Source organism: uncultured Aquitalea sp. (genome assembly GCF_945957525.1).
Taxonomy (GTDB): Bacteria; Pseudomonadota; Gammaproteobacteria; order Burkholderiales; family Chromobacteriaceae; genus Aquitalea.
Map to the genome: position 1 here is coordinate 185,762 of NZ_CAMFLA010000006.1, position 20,681 is coordinate 206,442.

Consider the following 20,681-nt stretch of genomic DNA (forward strand, 5'->3'; position numbering starts at 1 on the left):
GAGACAAAAAGATGTGCACGGTATGCGGTTGCAGTGAAGGCAATGTATCCATCGACGGCAAGCCCGGCGGCGTGAAGTATCCGTACCGCCCGCGCGGCGGCCACACCCATCACGGCCATGATCATGACCACGGACACCACCATCATCACGATCATGATCACCATCATGACCATACGCACCGGGAGGACGCGGCGGCGGACAGCCCTGTGGTGCGCGGCGAAGGCCGCCTGGACTACGGCCAGGGCGCGGCCCGCGCCCATGCGCCCGGCCTCAGCCAGTCGCGCATGGTGAAAATCGAACAAGACATCCTGTCCAAGAACAAGGGCTATGCCCAGATCAACCGTCGCTGGCTGGCGGATCGCGGCATCTTCGCCGTTAATCTGGTGTCCAGCCCCGGTTCCGGCAAAACCACCCTGCTGGCGGAAACCATCCGTCAGCTGGGCAAGGACTGCAAGGTGTATGTGATCGAGGGCGATCAGCAAACCAGCAACGACGCCGAACGCATCCGCGCGGCCGGCGCCCCCGCCATCCAGATCAACACCGGCAAGGGCTGTCATCTGGACGCCCACATGGTGGGTCAGGCGCTGGAAACCCTCCACCCTGCCGACGACAGCCTCTTGCTGATCGAAAACGTAGGCAATCTGGTCTGCCCGGCGGCTTTCGATCTGGGCGAAGCGCACAAGGTAGCCATCCTCTCGGTGACCGAGGGCGAGGACAAGCCCATCAAATACCCGGACATGTTCGCCGCCGCCGACATCCTGCTGCTCAACAAGGTGGACCTGTTGCGCCACCTTGATTTTGACGTGGACGCCTGCATCGCCTACGCCCGCCGCGTCAACCCGGCCATCCGCGTGCTGCAGGTATCGGCCCGCAGCGGCGAAGGCATGGACGCCTGGATAGACTGGCTGCTGCTGCGCATGAACGATGCCCAGCTGGTGAAGCAGCACGAGGTGGCGCGGCTGAAGGCCCGCATCGCCGAACTGGAACAGCAACTGCAAAAGCGCTAAGCATGGAACAGCAACGCCTGCGGCTCTCGATTCAGGGCCGCGTACAGGGGGTGGGCTTCCGCCCCTTCATCTGGCGCACCGCGCGCCGCCACCAGTTGACCGGCTTTGTGCGCAACACGGGCGAAGGCGTCACTGTGGAGCTGCAAGGCAGCGCCGCCAACCTGCTGGCTTTCCGCCATGCGCTGGACGACGACCTGCCGCCGCTGGCCCACATCGACCAGCTGCAACAAGCGCTGCTGGACCCGGTCGGCGACGAAACTGCCTTTGTCATCGAAGAAAGCGCCGGCAGCACCACCCGCGCCCGCCTGCCGGCCGACATCGCCACCTGTCCGTCCTGTCTGACCGAGCTGTTCACCCAGAGCGACCGCCGCTACCGCTACCCCTTCATCAACTGTACCGATTGCGGCCCGCGCTACACCGTCACCCACCGCTTGCCTTACGACCGCGCCAACACCAGCATGGTGGCCTTTCCGCTGTGCCCGGCCTGCGGCGAGGAGTATCTCAATCCGGAAACCCGGCGCTTTCACGCCGAGCCCACCGCCTGCCCGGCCTGCGGCCCCCGCCTGCAACTGACCGACCGCTTCGGCCAACCCTTGAAAGGCGACCCAGTCTACGGCGCCATGCAAATCCTGCGCATGGGCCGCAGCATCGCCATGAAGGGGCTGGGCGGCTTTCATCTGGTATGCGACGCCCGCAGCGCGGACGCAGTGCAAAGACTGCGCGAGCTCAAACACCGTCCCGGCAAGCCGCTGGCCGTGATGGCGCTCAACACCGCCTCGCTGCCCGCTTTCTGCGAGGTGAGCGCGGAAGAAGCCCAGTGGCTGGAGCGCCCGGAACGCCCGATCGTGCTGCTGCGCAAAAACCGCGACACCGACCACTGCCTGCCCGGCGTAGCGCCCGGCATCGGCGCGGTGGGCGTCATGCTGCCCTATACCCCGCTGCAATGGATGCTGTTCCATGAAGCACTGGGCCGCCCCGCCGGCACCGACTGGCTGCACGAACCCTGCGACAAGGTGTGGGTGATGACCAGCGCCAACCTGTCCGGCGAGCCCATCGTCACCGGCAACCAGGAAGCACGCGAGCGCCTCAACCGCGTAGCCGACGTTTTCCTGCTGCACAACCGGAATATCGTCACCCGTTGCGACGACAGCGTACTGTCGGTGCAAGAGCAGGAAGCGCTGTTCTTCCGCCGAGCGCGCGGCTTTGTGCCGGACCCGGTCAAGCTGGCCGATGACGGCCCCAATGTGCTGGCGCTGGGTGCCTATCTGAAAACCACCGCCACCGTGTTGCGCGGTGACGAGGCTTTTGTCTCGCAGCACATCGGCGATCTGGACCACCCGCTCACCTGCGAGGCGCTGGAAGAAGCGGCGGAACACCTGCTGGAACTCACCGGCGCGGAGCCGCAGGCCATCGCCTGCGATCTGCAGCCGGACGCCTTTTCCAGCCATCTGGCCGAGCAATGGTCGCGCGAGCGCGGCATCCCGCTGATACCGGTGCAACACCATCACGCCCACCTCGCCGCCGTCATGGCCGAGCACGGGCTGCAAGGCCCGGTGCTGGGCATGGCGCTGGACGGCTACGGGCTAGGCAAGAACGGCGGCGCCTGGGGAGGCGAACTGATGCTGGTGGAAGCCGCCGTCTGCGAGCGCATCGGCCATATCAGCCCGCTGCCGCTGCCCGGTGGCGACAAGGCCGCGCGCGAGCCTTGGCGCATGGCCGCCGCACTGTACGCCCGTCTTGGCATGCTGGACCGGCTGCCCGCGCACCTGGCGCAGGAATCCGGCCTGCCCATGCTGCTGCGCCAGCTGGAAACCGGCGTCAACTGTCACGACACCACCAGCCTTGGCCGCTGGTTCGACGCCATTGCCGGCCTGGCCGGCCTGTGCCCGGTGCAAAGCTTTGAAAGCGAGGCCGCGCAAAAGCTGGAAGCGCTGGCCCGCCCTTGCGAGCCGCTAAGCGACGGCTGGACGCTGTCTTCGGCCAACCTGCTGGATTTCCTGCCGCTGGCGCGCCATCTGGCCACACTGACCGACGCCGCCGACATCGCCAGCCTGTGGCACAGCACGCTGGCGCACGCGCTGGCCGACTGGGCGGTGCGCGCCAGCCGCACCACCGGCATTCGCAAACTGGTGCTGGGGGGCGGTTGCTGCGCCAATCGCCGCCTGATGGAACAACTGCTGCCGCTATTGAAACAACAAGGCATTACCGCCCACACCGCGCACCGGCTGCCCCCCAACGATGGCGGCCTCAGCCTCGGCCAGGCCTGGGTGGCGCGCCACCGCCTGCTGCAAAAGGAGAACTGACCATGTGTCTGGCCATGCCGGTACGCATTACCGAACTCTTGCCCGACGAGATGGCGCGGGTAGACGTGGACGGCGTGGGGCGCGAAGTATCCGTCGCCCTCATCGATCAAGCGCAAGTGGGGGATTACGTCATCCTGCACGTGGGCTACGCCATCGGCAAACTTGACCCCGCAGAAGCCGCCAGAACGCTGGCGCTGATGGAAGAACTGGCAGCCGGCGAGGAGCGCGCATGAAATACGTGGACGAATTCCGCCGCGGCGACGTGGCCCGCGGCATGGCCCGCCGCATTCATGAATCGGTACAAGCCGGCCGCCCCTACCGCCTGATGGAGTTTTGCGGCGGCCATACCCACGCCATCGCCCGCTACGGCCTCACCGGCCTGCTGCCCGATAATGTGCGACTGATCCACGGCCCGGGCTGTCCGGTGTGCGTACTGCCCATCGGCCGCGTCGATTCGGCTATCGAACTGGCGCTGCGACCGGAAGTGATTCTCTGCAGCTACGGCGACACCCTGCGCGTGCCGGCCTCCAATCGCGGCAGCCTGTATCAGGCGCGCGCGCAGGGCGCGGACGTGCGCATGGTGTATTCCGTGACCGACGCGCTGCAGATCGCCCGCGACAACCCGCAGCGCGAGGTGGTGTTCTTCGCCATCGGCTTTGAAACCACCACCCCGCCCACCGCCATCGCGCTGGACACGGCGCGGCGGGAAAACCTGAAAAACTTCAGCGTGTTCTGCAACCACGTACTCACTCCGCCCGCCATGCGCCACTTGCTGGCCGCCGGCGACGCAGTGCAGCTGGACGGTTTCATCGGCCCTTCGCATGTCAGCACGGTGATCGGCAGCGCGCCTTACGCCGCCGTGGCGGCGGAGTTCGCCAAACCGGTGGTGATTGCCGGTTTCGAGCCGCTGGACGTGCTGCAGTCGGTACTGATGCTGGTGGAGCAGATCAATCGCGGCGACACCCGGGTAGAAACCCAGTTCACTCGCGCAGTCACCGAAACCGGCAACCAGAAAGCGCGCGAACTGGTGGCGCACACGCTGGCGCTGCGAGACAGCTTCGAATGGCGCGGGCTGGGGCAAGTGCCGCACTCGGCGCTGGCCGTGCATCCGGACTTTGCAGACTTCGACGCCGAACTGCGCTTCGCCCTGCCCTACCGCCACGTGCCCGACCACAAAGCCTGTGAGTGCGGCGCCATCCTGCGCGGACAGAAATCGCCGCGAGACTGCAAGGTTTTCGGTCTGGTCTGCACGCCGGACAATCCGCTGGGCTCCTGCATGGTGTCCAGCGAAGGCGCTTGCGCCGCGCACTATCACTATGGCCGCTTCATGGAGACCGCCGAGGCATGAGCAAGCACTACACCCGCCCGCTGGATTTCAAACACGGCCTCGTCAACCTCACCCACGGCAGCGGCGGCCGCGCCATGGCGCAGCTAGTGAGCGAGCTGTTTGCCCCGGCTTTCGACAATGAATGGCTGGCGCAAGGCAACGATCAGGCCATCCTGCCGCCGCCGGGAGGTCGCCTCGCCGTCGCCACCGACAGCCACGTCATCTCTCCGCTGTTTTTCCCCGGAGGCGATATCGGCAGCCTGGCCGTGCACGGCACGGTCAATGACTTGGCCATGGGCGGCGCGGAACCACGCTACCTCAGCGCCGGTTTCATTCTGGAAGAAGGCCTGCCGCTGGCCGACCTGCAACGCATCGTCCACGCCATGGCCCGCGCCGCGCGCGAGGCCGGCGTAGCCATCGTCACCGGCGACACCAAGGTGGTGGAGCGCGGCAAGGGCGACGGCGTATTCATCAGCACCACCGGCATCGGCGTCGTGCCGGCCGGACTGACCCTGTCCGGCGACCAGGCCCGGCCCGGCGATGCGATCCTGGTGTCCGGCACGCTGGGCGATCACGGCATGGCGGTGATGTCGCAACGGGAAAACCTGCGTTTTGACAGCCCCATCGTTTCCGACAGCGCCGCCCTGCACACGTTGGCGCAAGCGCTGACAGCTGCCAGCCCCGGCTTGCGCCTGATGCGCGACCCGACGCGCGGCGGCCTCGCCACCACGCTGAATGAAATCGCCAGCCAGTCCGGCGTGGGCATGCGGCTCAAGGAAAGCGCCATCCCTGTCAGCCCCGCCGTACGCGCCGCCTGTGAATTCCTCGGGCTGGACCCGCTGTACATCGCCAACGAGGGCAAGCTCATCGCCATCTGCCCGGCCCATGAGGCCGAAGCCGCGCTGGCAGCCTTGCGCGCCCACCCGCTGGGCAGGCAGGCGGCCCTCATCGGCGAGGTAGTAGAAGATAGCCACCATTTTGTGCGCGTGAGAACGGATTTTGGCGGCGAGCGGCTGCTGGACTGGCTAAGTGGCGAAATGTTGCCCAGAATCTGCTAACAGCAGCTAACAAAACGTCTGATGCTGCGCCGTGATACTGATGTTTGCTAGCCGCCCCAAGCGCCCGCACGAACCCGCGCCCAACAGCGAGACAGGGCGACAGCAGCCGCATCTTGCCGCCGGCTTCAATGCCGCTTCGCTCACAGGCTTCAAGAGCCGTTAACCAAAACCGCCACAACAACGACCCGGCCGGATACAGACCGGGCGCCACAAGAGAACACAGGGAAACAGCATGACAGGCAAACCCGCCATTTTGCTGGTGGACGACGAAGTCCGCTCGCTGGAAGCGCTGCAAAGAACACTGGAAGACGACTTCACCCTTTTCACCGCCCAGGGCGGCGCGGAGGCGCTGGCCATTCTGGATTCGGAATTCATCCAGGTGGTGGTGAGCGATCAGCGCATGCCGGACATGACCGGCGTGGAATTCCTCAAACAGGTGCGCGAACGCTGCCCGCAAGTGGTGCGCATCATCCTCTCCGGCTACACCGACAACGCCGACATCATCGCCGCCGTCAACGACGCCGGCATCTACCAGTACTTGCTCAAGCCCTGGCGGCCGGAATCGCTGCTGCTCACCGTGCAGGGCGCGGTGGAACTATTCCGCCTGCAACAAGAAAACGAGCTGCTAAACGTAGAGCTGAAAGCCTCCGAGCCCTGGCTCAAGGTGCGAGTGGACAACAAACGCCGCGAAATGCGCGAACGCTCGGCGATGGACAACATCGTGCGCGCGCCGGACAGCAGCATGGGACGCATCTGCAAGCTGCTGGAGCGGGTGGCGCCATTCGACATTTCCGTACTGATCGAGGGCGAATCCGGCGTCGGCAAAGAACTGCTGGCCCGTGCCCTGCACTACGCCAGCCACCGCAGGGAGCGCCCTTTCGTGGTGGAAAACTGCGCGGCCATGCCGGAGCAGTTGCTGGAGAGCGAGTTGTTCGGCCACAAGCGCGGCGCCTTCACCGGCGCCTATCAGGATCGCATCGGCCTGTTTCAGCAAGCCGACGGCGGCACCATTTTTCTGGATGAAATCGGCGAAACCTCGCCCGCCTTTCAGGCCAAGCTGCTGCGCGTGCTGCAGGAAGGCGAAGTGCGGCCGGTGGGCAGCCCGCGCCCGCTCAAGGTCAATGTGCGCGTGGTGTCCGCCACCAACCGCCAGTTGCAGGAGCTGGTGCGCGCTGGTCAGTTTCGTGAAGACCTCTACTATCGGCTGTCCGCCTTCACCGTCAATGTGCCGCCGCTGCGCGACCGGCCGCAGGACATTCCGCTGATTGCCGAATCGCTGTTGGCCGAAGCCCGCGTGCATTACCTGAAACCGGCGTCGCGCTTTGCCGACGACACCCTGCAATGCCTGCGCGAATACCGCTGGCCGGGCAATGTGCGCCAACTGCGCAATGAAATCACCCGCATGCTGGTGCTGAGCGACAACGATCAGCTCGGCCCGGACTTGCTCTCCGCCGAGGTGCTGCAAGCGGCCGCGGAAGAGCAGGAGGCGGAACTGGCCTTCCTCGCCAGCCTGCCCGGCGATCTGAAAACCCGGCTGGAAGAGCTGGAAAAGCAGATCCTGCGCGAAACCCTCACCCGTCTGCGCTGGAACAAGACCCGCGCGGCCGCCGAGCTGGGGCTGTCCCGCGTTGGACTGCGCAACAAACTGACCCGCTATGGCCTCGAAAAATAAACGTCTGGTCTGGATGCAATCCGGCGGTTGCGGCGGCTGCACCCTGTCCTTGCTTAATGCGGAAACGCCCTCGCTGTTTCAGGCGCTGAAAGACGCCGGCATCGACCTGGTCTGGCATCCCTCGTTTTCAGAGGCCAGCCTGGACCAGGTGCAAGCCCTGCTGGAAGGGTTGGCCGAAGGCCGCGAAACCGTGGACATTCTCTGTCTGGAAGGCGCCGTGATGACCGGCGCCGACGGCCGCTTTCACCTACTGCCGGACGGCAGCCCGATGAGCCGGCGCATTGAGCGCATTGCCCGGCGCGCCGGCTGCGTGGTGGCAGTGGGAACCTGTGCCGCTTACGGCGGCATCAGCGCCGCTGGCGACAATCACACCGGCGCGGTCGGACTCAGCCATCAGGGCAGCCAGCCCGGCGGCCTGCTGGGCGGGGACTTCCTCGCCGCCAACGGTCTGCCGGTAGTCAATATCTCCGGCTGCCCCACCCACCCCGGCTGGGTGCTGGAAACCCTGGCCTTGCTGGCGGCGGGCGCGCTGAGCGCGCGGGATCTCGACCCGCTGGGCCGCCCGCGCTTTTACGCCGACAAGCTGGTACACCACGGCTGCGAAAAAAACGAGTTCTATGAATTCAAGGCCAGCGCCACCGCGCCCGGACAGATGGGCTGCCTGATGGAGCACGTGGGTTGCAAGGGCACGCAGGCGCACGCCGACTGCAACAGCCGCGCCTGGAACGGCGAAGGCTCCTGCCTGTCCGGCGGCTACCCCTGCATCAACTGCACCTCGCCGGACTTTGCCGACCCCGGACACGGCTTTTTCCACACGCCGCAAGTGGCGGGCTTTCCGGTGGGCCTGCCCACCGACATGCCCAAGGCCTGGTTTGTCGCTTTGTCCACCTTGTCCAAATCCGCCACGCCGCACCGGGTGCGCCACAACGCCACCTGCGACCGCATCACCCTGCCACCCTCGCTGCCCAAGAAGAGCAAACCATGACCCGACGCCTGCTCGGCCCCTTCAATCGCGTCGAGGGCGACCTCGCCGTCACGCTGGACTTCACCGATGGCAAAGTCAGTCGTGCCGCCGTCAGCGCGCCGCTGTTTCGCGGTTTCGAGCGCATGCTGGTGGGCCGCGAACCGCTGGACGCGCTGGCCATCGTGCCACGCATCTGCGGCATCTGTTCCGTGTCGCAGTCCGTCGCCGCCGCCCGCGCGCTGGCGGGGCTGTACGGCATCCGGCCGCCGGCCGACGGCCAGCGGGTGATCAACCTCATCCACGCGGTGGAGAATGTGGCTGACCACCTCAGCCATTTCTATCTGTTCTTTCTGCCCGATTTCGCCCGCGCCGACTATGCCGACCGCCCCTGGTTTGCCGAAGCGGAACGTCGCTTCAAGGCCCAGCAAGGCGCCGCCACCGCACCCATGCTGGAAGCCCGCGCGGTGCTGATGCGCTTCATGGGCACGTTGGCAGGCCACTGGCCGCACACGCTGGCACTGCAACCGGGCGGTGTTACCCGCGTCATCCAGGCCGCGGAACGGGTGCGCCTGCAGCAATGGTTGCGCGCCTTCCGCCGCTTTCTGGAAACCCACACCTTCGGCGACAGCCTGGAAGCCGTTGCCGCCATCGACAGCGAACGCGCGCTGCAAGATTACCGTTCGCGCCGGCCCGGCGCCGACCTAGCCCTGTTCCTCGACATCGCCGACGATCTGGCCCTGTCGGCGCTGGGTCGGGCGCAAGACCGCTTCATCGCTGCCGAGGCCTACCCCGATGAACAAGGTTGTTGGAGCCCGGCCGGCCTGTGGCGGAATGGCGCGACGGAGGCGCTCGACATCGCCGCCATCACCGAAGACAACCACAGTAGCTGGCTGGCCGGCAGCGGCGCGCACGGCCCCGGACATGCCGACACTGTCCCCTTGCCGGACAAGGCCGAGGCCTACAGTTGGAGCAAAGCGCCCCGCATTGGCGGCCAATGCGCGGAAACCGGCGCCTTGGCCCGGGCATTGATGCGCGGCGAGCCGCTATTGCAGGAAATGACTGCCCGACAGGGCGGTACAGTGTTGACGCGGGTGCTGGCGCGGGTGACTGAAATCGCCCGGCTGGTGCCGCTGATGGAAAGCTGGCTGACCGCACTGGATCTGGAGGCGGTCCTGCTTGCGCCCACGCCCGGCACGATCGTCGCCCAGGAGGCGGTGGGCCTCACCGAAGCCGCGCGCGGCATGCTCGGGCACTGGGTGTTGGTGGAGAATGAACGCATCAGCCGTTACCAGATCATCGCCCCGACCACCTGGAACTTCTCCCCGCGCGACAGCGCCGGGCAGGCGGGGCCGCTGGAGCTGGCGCTGGAAGGCGTGAAGGCGGACGACCCGCAGGCGCTGCAAGTACAGCATATCGTGCGCAGTTTCGACCCTTGTCAGGTGTGCACCACGCATTGACGCCGGCAGTCGCTCAGGGCGAGGCCAGGCGCAAGGCAGCGCTGCGGCGCGCGGCAAGCTCAATGGCCGGGTTATCCTGGCCCAGCAGCTCGGCCGCGCTGCCATCAGCCTGCATCTGCCGCAACGCCAGCGTCAACGGCATCACCAAATGCGCCTTGTTGGCGTTGAGATAATGAAACATCGGCGTCGCTGACAAAGCCGGCTGCCATTGCCGCATGGGCGCGGCCTGCTGCCGGTCTATCTCCAGCCAGGCCCATTTGCTCATGGTGGCCACCTGGCAGCGCCCCACCTGCAGCATTTTCACCTCATCGGCAACGCTCTCTACCGGGCTGACATTCAGCTGCTGCGCCTGCGCTTCCTGCAGCAGGATCCCGTGGCGTATGCACACCCGATAGGGGCGCAGGCTGTCCCAGCCTTTGATATCGGCCGACATGGCGGCTGCGGTATAGGCGTAGGTATCGATGGACAGCACTCGCTCGGGCACCCGCAGCAAATGGCGATACTGCTTCTCGGTGCCCATCACGCGGATGGTGTCGCCATCCAGTGTGCCGGCGTCGGCGGCCTGCACGGCGCGCTTGCTGGGCAGGGTCACCGGTCTGGCCTGCACGCCAATGCGGCGATACGCCTCCTTCACCACCCGAAATGCCGCGGCATCCACCGGATCATTGGCGATCACCGCAATCGAAACGGTCTCCGTCGCCTGTGCGGGAACAGCACACAGACACAGCAGCCACGCGCCAAGCAGCCGCCAGATCGCCAGTCCGTTTCGCCTCCCCATCGCCTCTCCTTCTTATTCGCCCAGCCGGGGCGCAACATGCCGCCGGCGGCAATGCGACAGACCGCATCCCTCTTCGCCTGTCCCGCCAGGCCAGACAGTACAAAGGGTTCGGCGGGAGGGCAACGTAGAAGCGGGCTTTTGTCGCCGGGTATTAATGCGCGTCAAAAAGATGAACATTGCACGGCCCTCTCCGACAAGGTTTGCCGAAGAGGGCCAACCGGCTTACAGGCGTTCGAAGATCACGGCGATGCCCTGACCGCCGCCAATACACATGGTGGCCAAGGCGTAACGGCCCTGGATGCGCTCAAGTTCGTACAGCGCCTTGGTGGCGATCACCGCGCCGCTGGCGCCCACCGGATGGCCCAGCGCAATGGCGCCGCCGTTGGGGTTGGCGCGCGCGGGGTCCAGCCCCAGGCCCTTGCAAACGGCCAGCGACTGGGCGGCAAAGGCTTCGTTGGACTCGATCACGTCCATCTGCTCCAGCGACAGGCCGGCACGCTTGAGCGCTTCCTGCGTGGCCGGAATCGGGCCTTCGCCCATGATGTGGTTGGGCACGCCGCAAACGGCATAGGAAACGATGCGGGCCATCGGCTTCTGGCCGGCAGCCTCGGCCGCCTCCGCCGAAGCCAACACCAGGAAAGCCGCGCCGTCGTTGATGCCGGAAGCATTGCCGGCGGTCACCGAGCCCTCTTTCTTGAAGGCCGGTTTCATCTTGGCCAGCGAGTCCAGCGTGGTGGCGCGCGGATGCTCGTCGGTATCGAACACAACCTCGCCCTTGCGGGTCTGGCTGACGATGGGGACGATCTGGGATTTGAACCGGCCATCGGCAATGGCTGCGGCGGCGCGCTCTTGCGAAGCCAGCGCAAAGGCATCCTGCTCCTCGCGGGTAAGCTGCCACTTGTCCACCAGGTTTTCCGCCGTGATGCCCATATGGCCCACGCCGAAGGGGTCGGTCAGCGCGGCGGTCATCATGTCCAGCGCCTTGACGTCGCCCATGCGCGCGCCGCTGCGCAATTGCGGCAGCAGGTAGCCCCCGCGGGACATCACCTCCACCCCGCCGCCGATGGCGTAATCACAGTCGCCCAGCATGATGGCTTGCGCGCTGGACACCACGGCCTGCAAACCGGAACCGCACAGACGGTTCACCGCCATGGCGACGGACTCCATCGGCAAACCTGCGGCAATGGACGCCAGACGCGCCACATAAGCGTAACGGCTTTCCGTGGGGATGCAGTTGCCCACGGTCACATAATGAATCTTGTCGGCGGCGACGCCGGCGCGGCTGACGGCCTCTTTCATCACCAGACCGCCCAGTTCCGCCGGCTCCAGATGGCTGAGCGAGCCGCCGAAAGCGCCGATGGCGGAACGCACTGCGCTGAGTACCACGATATCGCGTTGCTTCATTCTGTTTCTCCCGTTGATTTATTGTGCTTTGTGCATTGCACCATCATCGACTCTACCATATCTGTCGCCGCCGTCGACGCGCGGCATGCGCCGTCAAAGCCACAGCCCCGGCGCTGTTGCGCACCGTTCACTATGCCGGGCCCTACAACAAGACGCGGATGCCCTAGAATAACGCACCGGCGCCACGCCGCCCGCTTTCATCTTCCACCACGCAAGGACTTGCCACCATGCTCTCTCTCCAGGGCTCACACCCCACGCTGAACGCACCTGTTCCGCTGCCGGAAGGCTCGCCCGCCGCCGCCGGGCAGGAGTTGGCCGAAGCCGCATGGATCAATGTCATCCAGCGCATGGACGAGGTGTACAGCGAACTGGTGGCTTCGCAAGAAACGCTGGAAGCCAAACACCGCGAACTGGCGGAGGCCCATCACTTCACCGAAGGCGTGCTGGCGGCCATGACCGACGTGCTGGTGGTGTGCGACACCTTCGGCACCGTGCGTCAGGTCAACCGCGCCTTGCTGGCCATTACCGGCAAGACGGAAGACAGCCTGGTGGGCCGCGAGCTGATCGAGCTGGTGGACAGCCCGCAAGCGCGGGAACAGATTCAGGGCCTGCTGGCGGCGGGACGCGGCGATGTGCAGGATGTGGAAATCGCACTGGCGCGCCCGGCCGGCGACGCCACGCCGGTCACCTGGAACGTCAGCCCGCTCTACGACGGGGAAGGACGCTACAGCGGCTTTGTGGCGGTAGGCCGGCCGGTGGGCGAACTCAAGCGCGCCTATGCGCAACTGAAAAGCGCGCACGAAGCGCTGAAGTCCGCCCAGGCGCAACTAGTGCAGGCGGAAAAGATGGCCTCCCTGGGACGGCTGGTGGCCGGCGTGGCCCATGAACTGAACAACCCCATCAGCTTTGTCATGGGCAATGCGCACGCCATGCAACGCTATGCCGACAAACTTGCCCGCTATCTGGCCGCGCTGCACACCGCCGGCCAGAACGCGGAGTGCGAAGCCCTGCGTCAGGAGCTGAAAATAGATCGCCTGCTGGCCGACCTGCCATCGCTCATCGCCGGCTTGCTGGAGGGCGCAGACCGCAGCGGCGATATCGTGGACGCGCTCAAGCGTTTTTCCGCCGTGGAAGAAAACACCCGTCAGGCGGTGGATCTGGCCGACATCACCCAGCGCTCGCTGCACTGGGTCAGCCGCGCCGCCCCCTTCCGCGTGCAAGTGGACAGCCAGGGGCTGGAGCAAGCCGTGCTGGTCAGTGGTTCGGCCAACCAGCTGCAGCAAGTGCTGGTCAACCTGTTTCAGAACGCCTTCGACGCGGTGGAGAAATGCCCTGCGCCGCAATTGCACATCCAGCTGGCGGAACAAGACGGCCAGGCCGTGCTCAGCGTCGGCGACAACGGCGCCGGAATTGCCGAACAAGCGTTACCGCTGATCTTCGATCCCTTTTTCACCACTAAGCCGGTAGGCAAGGGCACCGGGCTGGGGCTATCCATCAGTTACGGCATTGTCGAACGCCACGGCGGCCAACTGGACGCCGCCAACAATCCGGAAGGCGGCGCCTGCTTCACCTTGCGGCTGCCGCTGCATAGCAAGTAAGCATTACGGCAAGCAAACGGTTTCCACCTCCGGCATGCTTTTGCCCTGCCGCGGCGCAAGGCCGGACAAACCGCCCCTGATTTCAGCCAGCTGGCGCACGCAGGGCCGGCTCGGCCACATGGCACGCTTCTTGAATGTAACGCCAACCGTTACACCACCGTTTTCAGAGGGAAAACCATGCTGGCTAACTGGCTGCGCATCGTCCGCAACTCCGACAGCTCCGTCAAACGCAGGCTGATCGGCATCTACGCCGCCCTGCTGCTGCTGAACGTCTGCGGCTGGGCCTGGGCCTTGCTGGCCTTTCACAACCACCCCGTGCTGCTGGGCACCGCCCTGCTGGCCTACGGCTTCGGCCTGCGCCACGCCGTGGATGCGGACCATATCGCCGCCATCGACAATGTCACGCGCAAGCTGATGCAGGATGGCCAGCGACCCGTGACAGTCGGCTTCTGCTTTTCCTTCGGCCACTCCAGCGTGGTGATTCTGGCTTCGGCCGGTGTGGCGCTGGCCACCACCGCCATGCAGCAGCACTTTGCCGACTTCAAGACCGCCGGCGGCGTGATCGGCACTCTGGTATCGGCGTCTTTCCTGTTCGCCATCGCCCTGATGAACCTGTTCATCCTGCACGCCATTCACCGCGCCTGGCGGCGGGTACGCGCGGGCGGTCGCTACGAGGAAGAGGATTTCGATCTGCTGCTGGCCAATCGCGGCTTGCTGGCACGGCTGTTCCGACCGATGTTCCGACTCATCCGCCGCAGCTGGCACATGTATCCGCTGGGTTTTCTCTTCGGCCTCGGTTTCGACACCGCCACCGAAATTGCGCTGATGGGCATTTCCGCCACCCAGGCGGCGCAAGGCATGTCGCCCTGGAGCATCATGGTGTTCCCCTTGCTGTTCAGCGCCGGCATGTCGCTGGTGGACACCCTGGACGGCCACTTGATGCTGGGCGCTTACGGCTGGGCCTATATGAAGCCGGTGCGCAAGATCTGGTACAACATGACCATCACGCTGATTTCCGCGCTGGTGGCGCTGGTGATAGGCGGCATCGAGGCGCTGGGCCTGCTGGCCGACAAGCTGGGCCTGCAAGGGGGTTTCTGGGACGCGGTGGGCAGCCTCAACGACAGTTTCGGCATGCTGGGTTTCATGATCGTCGGCATCTTCGCCGGCAGCTGGGCGCTGGCCACGCTGCTGTACCGCGTTAAAGGCCTGGACAAGCTGGAAATCAGCCGCTGAGCCGTACGGCCCGCCACAAAGAAAATGCCGCTCACTGTCGCCAGTGAACGGCATTGTTCCGCGCCGAGAACCGACCCTCCCGGCAGCCCTGAGCCAAGGCGCCGACGCAGGCAGTACACGGCTTACGACAAACAGGCGCAACGCGCTCCGGGAGGAGTTGTCGGCCGGCCTTACTCAGTGCGGCCCTTCGGCCAACCTTGAGTGACGGGGTTTATACCCGCTCGCCCCACAGGTCGTGCTCGCTGCAGTCGACGATTTCCACCTCGACAAACTGACCTGCCTCCAGCCCGTCCGCCTCTTCGATGAACACCAGACCGTCAATTTCCGGCGCATCGGCATAGCTACGGCACACAGCGGTGCCTTCGTCGTCGATTTCGTCCACCAGCACAGTCAGACGCTGGCCGATGCGGCGCTCCAGGCGGCGGGCGCTGATCTCGGCCTGCACTTCCATGAAACGCTCCTTGCGCGCCTCTTTCACATCTTCCGGCACCTGATCGGGCAGTTCGTTGGCGGCCGCGCCGTCCACGGCGGAATAGGTGAAACAGCCCACACGATCCAGCTCCGCCTCGCGGATGAAGGCCAGCAGCTCTTCAAAATCCTCATCCGTCTCGCCGGGGAAACCCACGATGAAGGTGGAACGGATCACCAGTTCCGGGCACATTTCGCGCCACTTCTTGATACGGGCCAGCACATTGTCGCTATTGGCCGGGCGCTTCATCAGCTTCAACACCTTCTGGCTGGCGTGCTGGAACGGGATATCCAGATACGGCAGGATCTTGCCGTCGCGCATCAGTGGAATCACTTCGTCCACATGCGGGTAGGGGTAAACATAGTGCAGACGCACCCAGATGCCGTGGCGGCCCAGTTCCTCGCACAACTCAGTCATGCGGGTCTTCACCGGGCGGCCATTGTGAAAGCCCAGCTTGTACTTCACATCCACGCCGTAAGCCGAAGTATCCTGCGAAATGATCAGCAGCTCTTTCACCCCGGCGCGGGCCAGGTTTTCCGCCTCGCGCAGCACATCATGCACCGGACGGCTTTCCAGATCGCCGCGCATGGACGGGATGATGCAGAACGTGCAGCGGTGATTACAGCCTTCGGAAATCTTCAAATAGGCATAGTGCTTGGGCGTCAGGCGCACGCCGATATCCGGCACCAGATCGACAAAGGGGTCGTGCGGCTTGGGCAGATGGGCGTGTACCGCCTCCATCACCTCGTCCGTCGCATGCGGGCCGGTCACCGCCAGCACCGACGGATGCGCCGTCTGCACTACGCCGTCCTTGGCGCCCAGACAACCGGTAACGATCACCTTGCCGTTTTCGGTCAAGGCCTCGCCAATGGCGTCCAGCGACTCGGTCACGGCCGAATCGATGAAACCACAGGTATTCACGACGACAATGTCGGCGCCGTCATACGTATTGGCGATTTCATAACCTTCGGCGCGAAGGCGGGTCAGGATCTGCTCCGAATCGCTGGCGGCCTTCGGGCAGCCAAGCGAGACGAATCCGACGCGAGGTGTCTTGCTCATGGTGGAATCTGCAACAATTTGGAAAACGCGTGATTATACAGACATTTGCATTTCAGTGACCGGCGACAACCCGATGAATCGGGATCGGATAGCCAAATGACGCATGCCGCCCGACGGACACCCGTCCGCGACCTCACGCCGCATTAGGCGCTCGGCATGCGCATGAGGGGCTGAATGCCTTCAAGCAGCGCCATGCCGGGCACTCCGCCTGCCGCTCATCTGGCGTCGAGCATCGCTTTATACAAGGCAGGGTTTACTTTCGACAGGTGCATTTCGCTCGCCAGCTCGGCGCCTTTGTCGCTGTATCCCTGGCAGATGTCCTTTTCGGTCACTTTATTCTGCTTCGCCAGCGTGGCCATCCCCTCGCTAATGGTCTTCTGCAGAATGGGTTGCAGCTGCTCGTAGGTCATGTCTTCAATCTTGTCGGGCGAGTAAGGGCCGCGCCCAAGGATCGTCCGGCTTTTCGCGTACAACGCCTCATGCTCGGCGGCAAACGCCTTGGTGTAAGGGGAGATATCGACGCCCAAGTCCTTGCAGTAGTCATGCCGCGTGCGGACGTTGATCATGTAAAAGCCGATGAACTGTCCTGCAGCTTCTTTGGCTTTCTGATTGCCGGATTTTTGCGCCAGCTCCTCGCTGGAACGCTGGATGGCTTCGTCGTGAATCGCAAACGCGGCCGGCTGGTCGGGGTGTTCAGCTACCGCCTTGGCCCTCAGCTCCTCCATCGATTTGTTCGCCTCAGCCCCGGCGGTCTTGAACGCCTGCTTGTCGAAATACGATTGCACAATCATCTTGGCGGCGACAAACCCTACCACCCAACAGAGGATCACCATGGTTTTGCGCAGCCATGTCTTGCCGGTCGATTCTCCCGGGCTCTTGGCATTGCTCGGTTTCGTCATTTGCTTATCCTTATTTTCAGCGTCCATCCCACGGCGCTTAAAACTCAAGCGCGCAAGGGCGTCGAGTCCGCCTCTTGGCGAGTGATCGCTTGAGCGCTTGGATTCGGCGTCCCAGCCCCTTCGCCGTCACCACAGACGCCCGCTTCGGTGCTCCGAGCAATCCAGTCATGGCGCTTTTGCCAGCCGGCTTGCAAGGGAGGAAACCCGGCTGGCCATGCGTCAACAGGTTGGCCGAAGAAGGAAGGCAAGACCGTTTCACTCAGGGCTCCAGGCATCCACGCAGCCAGCGCACAGGGGATGCGCTTTTTCATGACTTCAAGCCATCAGGCTTTTTCGTCCTGAAGCCCATGTCCACGCAAACCTTTGCAGCCCGCTATTCACGCAAGCGGATATGCAGAAAACCGTCGGCAAAAGGCGCCCCCCGTCCTGACCACTCTTGGCAACGGGCCGCTGCAAATAGGCAGGCCAGCGTGATGCAATATGCTGCATGATGCCGATACCGTGCAACGCAGCGCGGCTCATGCGCTCATCGACTTCAGCGATACGCTTGCCGGTCCGCCCCGGCAAAGAATCTCGCCGGCACGATCCGGCGGTGAAAACGCCGCATGATGCACGCCACCGCTACTGGCGCACCGTACGATCAACGGCCCGCCAGTTGACTACGCAAGCGAGGCGCGGCGAAGTCCAGGAAAGCCCGCAGCTTGATTGGCAACCGGCCCTGCCCTGCATACACCAGGCTGACAGGCCACGGCGCGGGCTCGTAATCCGGCAACACAATCCGCACCTGGCCCGCCTCACGGGCCGGTTCGCACTGGTAGGAAAGAACCCGGGTGAGCCCCAGACCACCGCAGGCCGCATCCAGCGCGGCTTCCGCGCCGTTAACGATGAGTCGGGATCTGATGGGTATTAACGAAACCACCGTATCCCGATAAAAAGGCCACGCCTGTGTGCCCGCCAGCCCTTCATAGCTGATGCAATCGTGAAACGCGATGTCCTCGGGCGCCATCGGTTCACCGCGCAGCGCAAGGTATTCGGGACAGGCGCAGACCACCTGACGGACCTCGCCCACCCGGGTGGCCACCAGGCTGCTATCCGGCAGCGGGCCGATACGCACGGCCAGATCGATATGTTCTTCCAGCAGATGGGAGATACGGTCGCTAAGCAACAGGCGAACATTGATATCAGGAAAAGCCTTGAGGAACGCCACCACGACCGGAGTGACATGCAGGCGGCCGAACACCACGGGCGCAGTGATGACAAGATCGCCTTTAGGCGCGGCATATTCGCCGGCAGCGGCGCGTTCTGTTTCGTTGACGTCGTCGAGAATGCGCCGACACGATTCCACATAGCTGCGTCCAGCATCAGTCAGCGCGATATGGCGAGTGGAGCGCTGCAGTAGCTGCACGCCCAGATGCGTCTCCAGCTCCGCCACCTTTCGGCTAACAGTTGCCAGCGGCATGGACACCCGGCGCGACGCGGCCGAAAAACCGCCGGCATCCACCACCGCCACCAGCAACGACATCGCTTCCAGCCTATCAGCCATATTCTCGAATTCCGGGATAGTTATTCCAAATATTACCCGATTATCACCATTACTGAATGAACGTATGCTTTGGGCTGTCGCAACCACCACCCTGTACGGAGCCTGAACATGTCGCATCTCAACATCCCCGCCACCATCGCTGACGCCCCTGCCGCCTCGCGGCCGTTACTGGAGGCGGTCAACAAGCAGTTTGGCATTGTCCCTAACCTGTTCCGCCTGGTGGCCAACAGCCCGCAAGCGCTGGAAGGCTATCTCGCACTGTCCGGCGCGCTGAACCGGGGCACACTGCCGGCGCAAACCCGCGAGCGCATCGCCCTGGCCGTAGCTGAAATCAACCAGTGCGCTTATTGCCTCTCGGCCCACAGCTATCTGGGCAAAAACCTCGCCAAGCTCGACGACGCGGAAATTCTGGCAAACCGCCGCGGAGCGTCTACCGATGCCAAGGCCGATGCCGCCGTGCGTTTCGCCGCCCTGATAGCTCATGAGCGCGGCCACATCGGCCCTGATGCGCTGCAGGCTGTAAAAGACGCGGGCTACAGCGAGGCACAGATCATTGAAATCGTGCAACACGTCGCGCTCAATACCTGGACCAACTACATTAATTCCGTGGCTGCCACAGACATCGACTTCCCTGAAGTGCAGCCCTTTACCGTCTGACCCTGGGCCCCGGCCATGCCGGGGCTGCCATCATGGAGCCGTTCAATGACCCGCCCGCCTCTCCCCCCTTACGATGCGTCCACTGCCGCGATCAAAGTCCGCCTGGCGGAAGATGCCTGGAACAGTCGCGATCCCGCCCGCGTCGCGCTGGCGTACACCCCTGACAGTCGTTGGCGCAACCGCAATGAGTTCATTCAGGGCCGGGAGGCGATCGAAGTCTTTCTGACGCTGAAGTGGCAACGAGAACAGGACTACCGACTGATCAAGGAACTATGGGCATTCACCCATAACCGCATCGCCGTGCGATTTGCCTATGAATGGCATGATGAGACCGGCCAGTGGCACCGGTCCTATGGCAACGAAAACTGGGAATTTGACGCACACGGTTTGATGGCCGTGCGCCACGCCAGCATCAACGACCTTGTCATTACTGAGTCGGCGCGCCTGTTTCACTGGCCGCAAGGCAGGCGGCCGGATGAACACCCCTCACTCTCTGACCTCGGGCTATAAACATGTCCCCAGTCAGCGACATCGCCTTTAGCCCTGCCGTCAAAGCCATGCAAGCCCGGCAGGGCTCCCGCATGACCTATGCGCGCATGAGCGAAAAAGGCGACTGGCCGTCAGAAATCACTCAAGACCTGGCAAGCTTCATCGGTGAACAAACCAGTTTTTTCCTAGCCACCGCCAGTGCCGACGGCCAACCCTATATGCAGCACCGCGGCGGTCCTCCGGGCTTCTTGCACGTGCTGGATGCGCACACGCTGGCGTTTGCCGACTTCGCCGGCAACCGGCAATACATCACTGTTGGCAATCTCAGCGAGAACCCGAAGTCGCAACTTTTCCTCATCGATTACACGCACCGCCAGCGAGTCAAGCTATGGGGCGAAGCGCGCGTGAGCGAGGATGCGCAGCTGCTGCGCGAACTGATGCCAAGCGGATACCGCGCACAGGGCGAGCGCTGCATCTTATTCACTGTGACGGCCTGGAACGCCAATTGCCCCAAACACATCCCGCAACGCGTCGAAGCCGCCGACGTCGAGACCGCGCTGAGGGATAGCCGGCAACGGATTGCCGAACTGGAAGCCAAGCTGGCTCGACTGCATCAAGAGAAGCATGAGGATTGATTCCGCATGATCATCACGGCGAGCATCTTGCGGCGGGTTCTCATGTCTGACTGCTCATCCGGGTCAGCTAGCCGCAGGACCGTGCTGCGGGAAAGCAGATGCTTGAGACTGGCATGGCCTGATGGCGGA

18 protein-coding genes are annotated in these 20,681 nt (G+C 64.2%); 13 read left to right on the forward strand and 5 right to left on the reverse strand.

Translation table 11 applies throughout. The annotated features are described in order from the left end of the window. Window positions 1–11 precede the first annotated feature (11 nt). The 8 genes from hypB (at window position 12) to Q0P52_RS07880 (ending at window position 9,788) form a co-directional block, all read left to right on the forward strand. Complete coding sequence (hypB, locus tag Q0P52_RS07845) at window positions 12–1,007, forward strand: hydrogenase nickel incorporation protein HypB (protein ID WP_293762065.1); 996 nt, start codon at window positions 12–14, stop codon at window positions 1,005–1,007. 2 nt (window positions 1,008–1,009) lie between these two features. Continuing rightward, complete coding sequence (hypF, locus tag Q0P52_RS07850) at window positions 1,010–3,310, forward strand: carbamoyltransferase HypF (protein ID WP_293762067.1); 2,301 nt, start codon at window positions 1,010–1,012, stop codon at window positions 3,308–3,310. Between the two features lie 2 nt (window positions 3,311–3,312). Then, the gene (locus Q0P52_RS07855; RefSeq protein WP_293762068.1) at window positions 3,313–3,543 is read left to right on the forward strand and encodes a HypC/HybG/HupF family hydrogenase formation chaperone; all 231 of its coding nucleotides are present in this window, start codon (window positions 3,313–3,315) and stop codon (window positions 3,541–3,543) included. Further along, window positions 3,540–4,658, forward strand: a complete 1,119-nt coding sequence (hypD, locus tag Q0P52_RS07860) for a hydrogenase formation protein HypD (protein WP_293762069.1) — start codon at window positions 3,540–3,542, stop codon at window positions 4,656–4,658. The genes Q0P52_RS07855 and hypD overlap by 4 nt, the downstream gene beginning before the upstream one ends. Further along, on the forward strand, window positions 4,655–5,695 hold the full coding sequence (hypE, locus tag Q0P52_RS07865; RefSeq protein WP_293762071.1) for a hydrogenase expression/formation protein HypE: 1,041 nt from the start codon (window positions 4,655–4,657) through the stop codon (window positions 5,693–5,695). The genes hypD and hypE overlap by 4 nt, the downstream gene beginning before the upstream one ends. A gap of 232 nt (window positions 5,696–5,927) precedes the next feature. Then, on the forward strand, window positions 5,928–7,367 hold the full coding sequence (locus tag Q0P52_RS07870; RefSeq protein ID WP_293762072.1) for a sigma-54 dependent transcriptional regulator: 1,440 nt from the start codon (window positions 5,928–5,930) through the stop codon (window positions 7,365–7,367). After that, on the forward strand, window positions 7,351–8,352 hold the full coding sequence (locus tag Q0P52_RS07875) for a hypothetical protein (RefSeq protein WP_293762074.1): 1,002 nt from the start codon (window positions 7,351–7,353) through the stop codon (window positions 8,350–8,352). The genes Q0P52_RS07870 and Q0P52_RS07875 overlap by 17 nt, the downstream gene beginning before the upstream one ends. Further along, on the forward strand, window positions 8,349–9,788 hold the full coding sequence (locus Q0P52_RS07880; protein WP_293762076.1) for a nickel-dependent hydrogenase large subunit: 1,440 nt from the start codon (window positions 8,349–8,351) through the stop codon (window positions 9,786–9,788). The genes Q0P52_RS07875 and Q0P52_RS07880 overlap by 4 nt, the downstream gene beginning before the upstream one ends. Before the next feature lie 13 nt (window positions 9,789–9,801). On the opposite strand, the gene Q0P52_RS07885 is transcribed toward Q0P52_RS07880, so the two are convergent. Together Q0P52_RS07885 and Q0P52_RS07890 are read right to left on the reverse strand one after the other, a co-directional pair. Next, window positions 9,802–10,566 carry a hypothetical protein gene (locus tag Q0P52_RS07885; protein ID WP_293762078.1) on the reverse strand — a complete coding sequence of 255 codons (765 nt, stop codon included), beginning with the start codon at window positions 10,564–10,566 and terminating at the stop codon, window positions 9,802–9,804. A 222-nt stretch (window positions 10,567–10,788) separates the two neighbouring features. Next, window positions 10,789–11,970, reverse strand: coding sequence for an acetyl-CoA C-acyltransferase family protein (locus tag Q0P52_RS07890; RefSeq protein WP_293762080.1), 1,182 nt, complete (start codon window positions 11,968–11,970; stop codon window positions 10,789–10,791). A 227-nt stretch (window positions 11,971–12,197) separates the two neighbouring features. Between Q0P52_RS07890 and Q0P52_RS07895 the strand changes: the two genes are divergently transcribed. Continuing rightward, window positions 12,198–13,568: an ATP-binding protein gene (locus Q0P52_RS07895; RefSeq protein WP_293762082.1), complete on the forward strand. Its 1,371-nt coding sequence runs from the start codon at window positions 12,198–12,200 to the stop codon at window positions 13,566–13,568. Between the two features lie 177 nt (window positions 13,569–13,745). Then, window positions 13,746–14,801, forward strand: coding sequence for a HoxN/HupN/NixA family nickel/cobalt transporter (locus Q0P52_RS07900; RefSeq protein WP_293762084.1), 1,056 nt, complete (start codon window positions 13,746–13,748; stop codon window positions 14,799–14,801). A gap of 211 nt (window positions 14,802–15,012) precedes the next feature. On the opposite strand, the gene rimO is transcribed toward Q0P52_RS07900, so the two are convergent. From rimO to Q0P52_RS07915, 3 genes are all read right to left on the reverse strand, one after another. After that, a complete protein-coding gene (gene rimO, locus Q0P52_RS07905) occupies window positions 15,013–16,329 on the reverse strand; it encodes a 30S ribosomal protein S12 methylthiotransferase RimO (RefSeq protein WP_293762085.1) in 1,317 nt (438 codons plus the stop codon). 215 nt (window positions 16,330–16,544) lie between these two features. Then, entirely contained in the window at window positions 16,545–17,228 is a 684-nt protein-coding gene (locus Q0P52_RS07910) for a hypothetical protein (protein WP_293762087.1), read from the reverse strand. A gap of 640 nt (window positions 17,229–17,868) precedes the next feature. Beyond that, window positions 17,869–18,750, reverse strand: coding sequence for a LysR family transcriptional regulator (locus Q0P52_RS07915; protein WP_293813694.1), 882 nt, complete (start codon window positions 18,748–18,750; stop codon window positions 17,869–17,871). A gap of 129 nt (window positions 18,751–18,879) precedes the next feature. Here Q0P52_RS07915 and Q0P52_RS07920 point away from each other — a divergent pair, with 129 nt between their 5' ends. Genes Q0P52_RS07920 through Q0P52_RS07930 form a run of 3 tightly spaced genes read left to right on the forward strand, consistent with a single transcriptional unit; the run spans window position 18,880 to window position 20,552 of the window. Next, window positions 18,880–19,428, forward strand: a complete 549-nt coding sequence (locus tag Q0P52_RS07920; protein WP_293762092.1) for a peroxidase-related enzyme — start codon at window positions 18,880–18,882, stop codon at window positions 19,426–19,428. 45 nt (window positions 19,429–19,473) lie between these two features. After that, window positions 19,474–19,938, forward strand: coding sequence for a nuclear transport factor 2 family protein (locus tag Q0P52_RS07925; protein ID WP_293762094.1), 465 nt, complete (start codon window positions 19,474–19,476; stop codon window positions 19,936–19,938). 2 nt (window positions 19,939–19,940) lie between these two features. Beyond that, on the forward strand, window positions 19,941–20,552 hold the full coding sequence (locus Q0P52_RS07930; RefSeq protein ID WP_293762096.1) for a pyridoxamine 5'-phosphate oxidase family protein: 612 nt from the start codon (window positions 19,941–19,943) through the stop codon (window positions 20,550–20,552). Window positions 20,553–20,681: the final 129 nt, after the last annotated feature.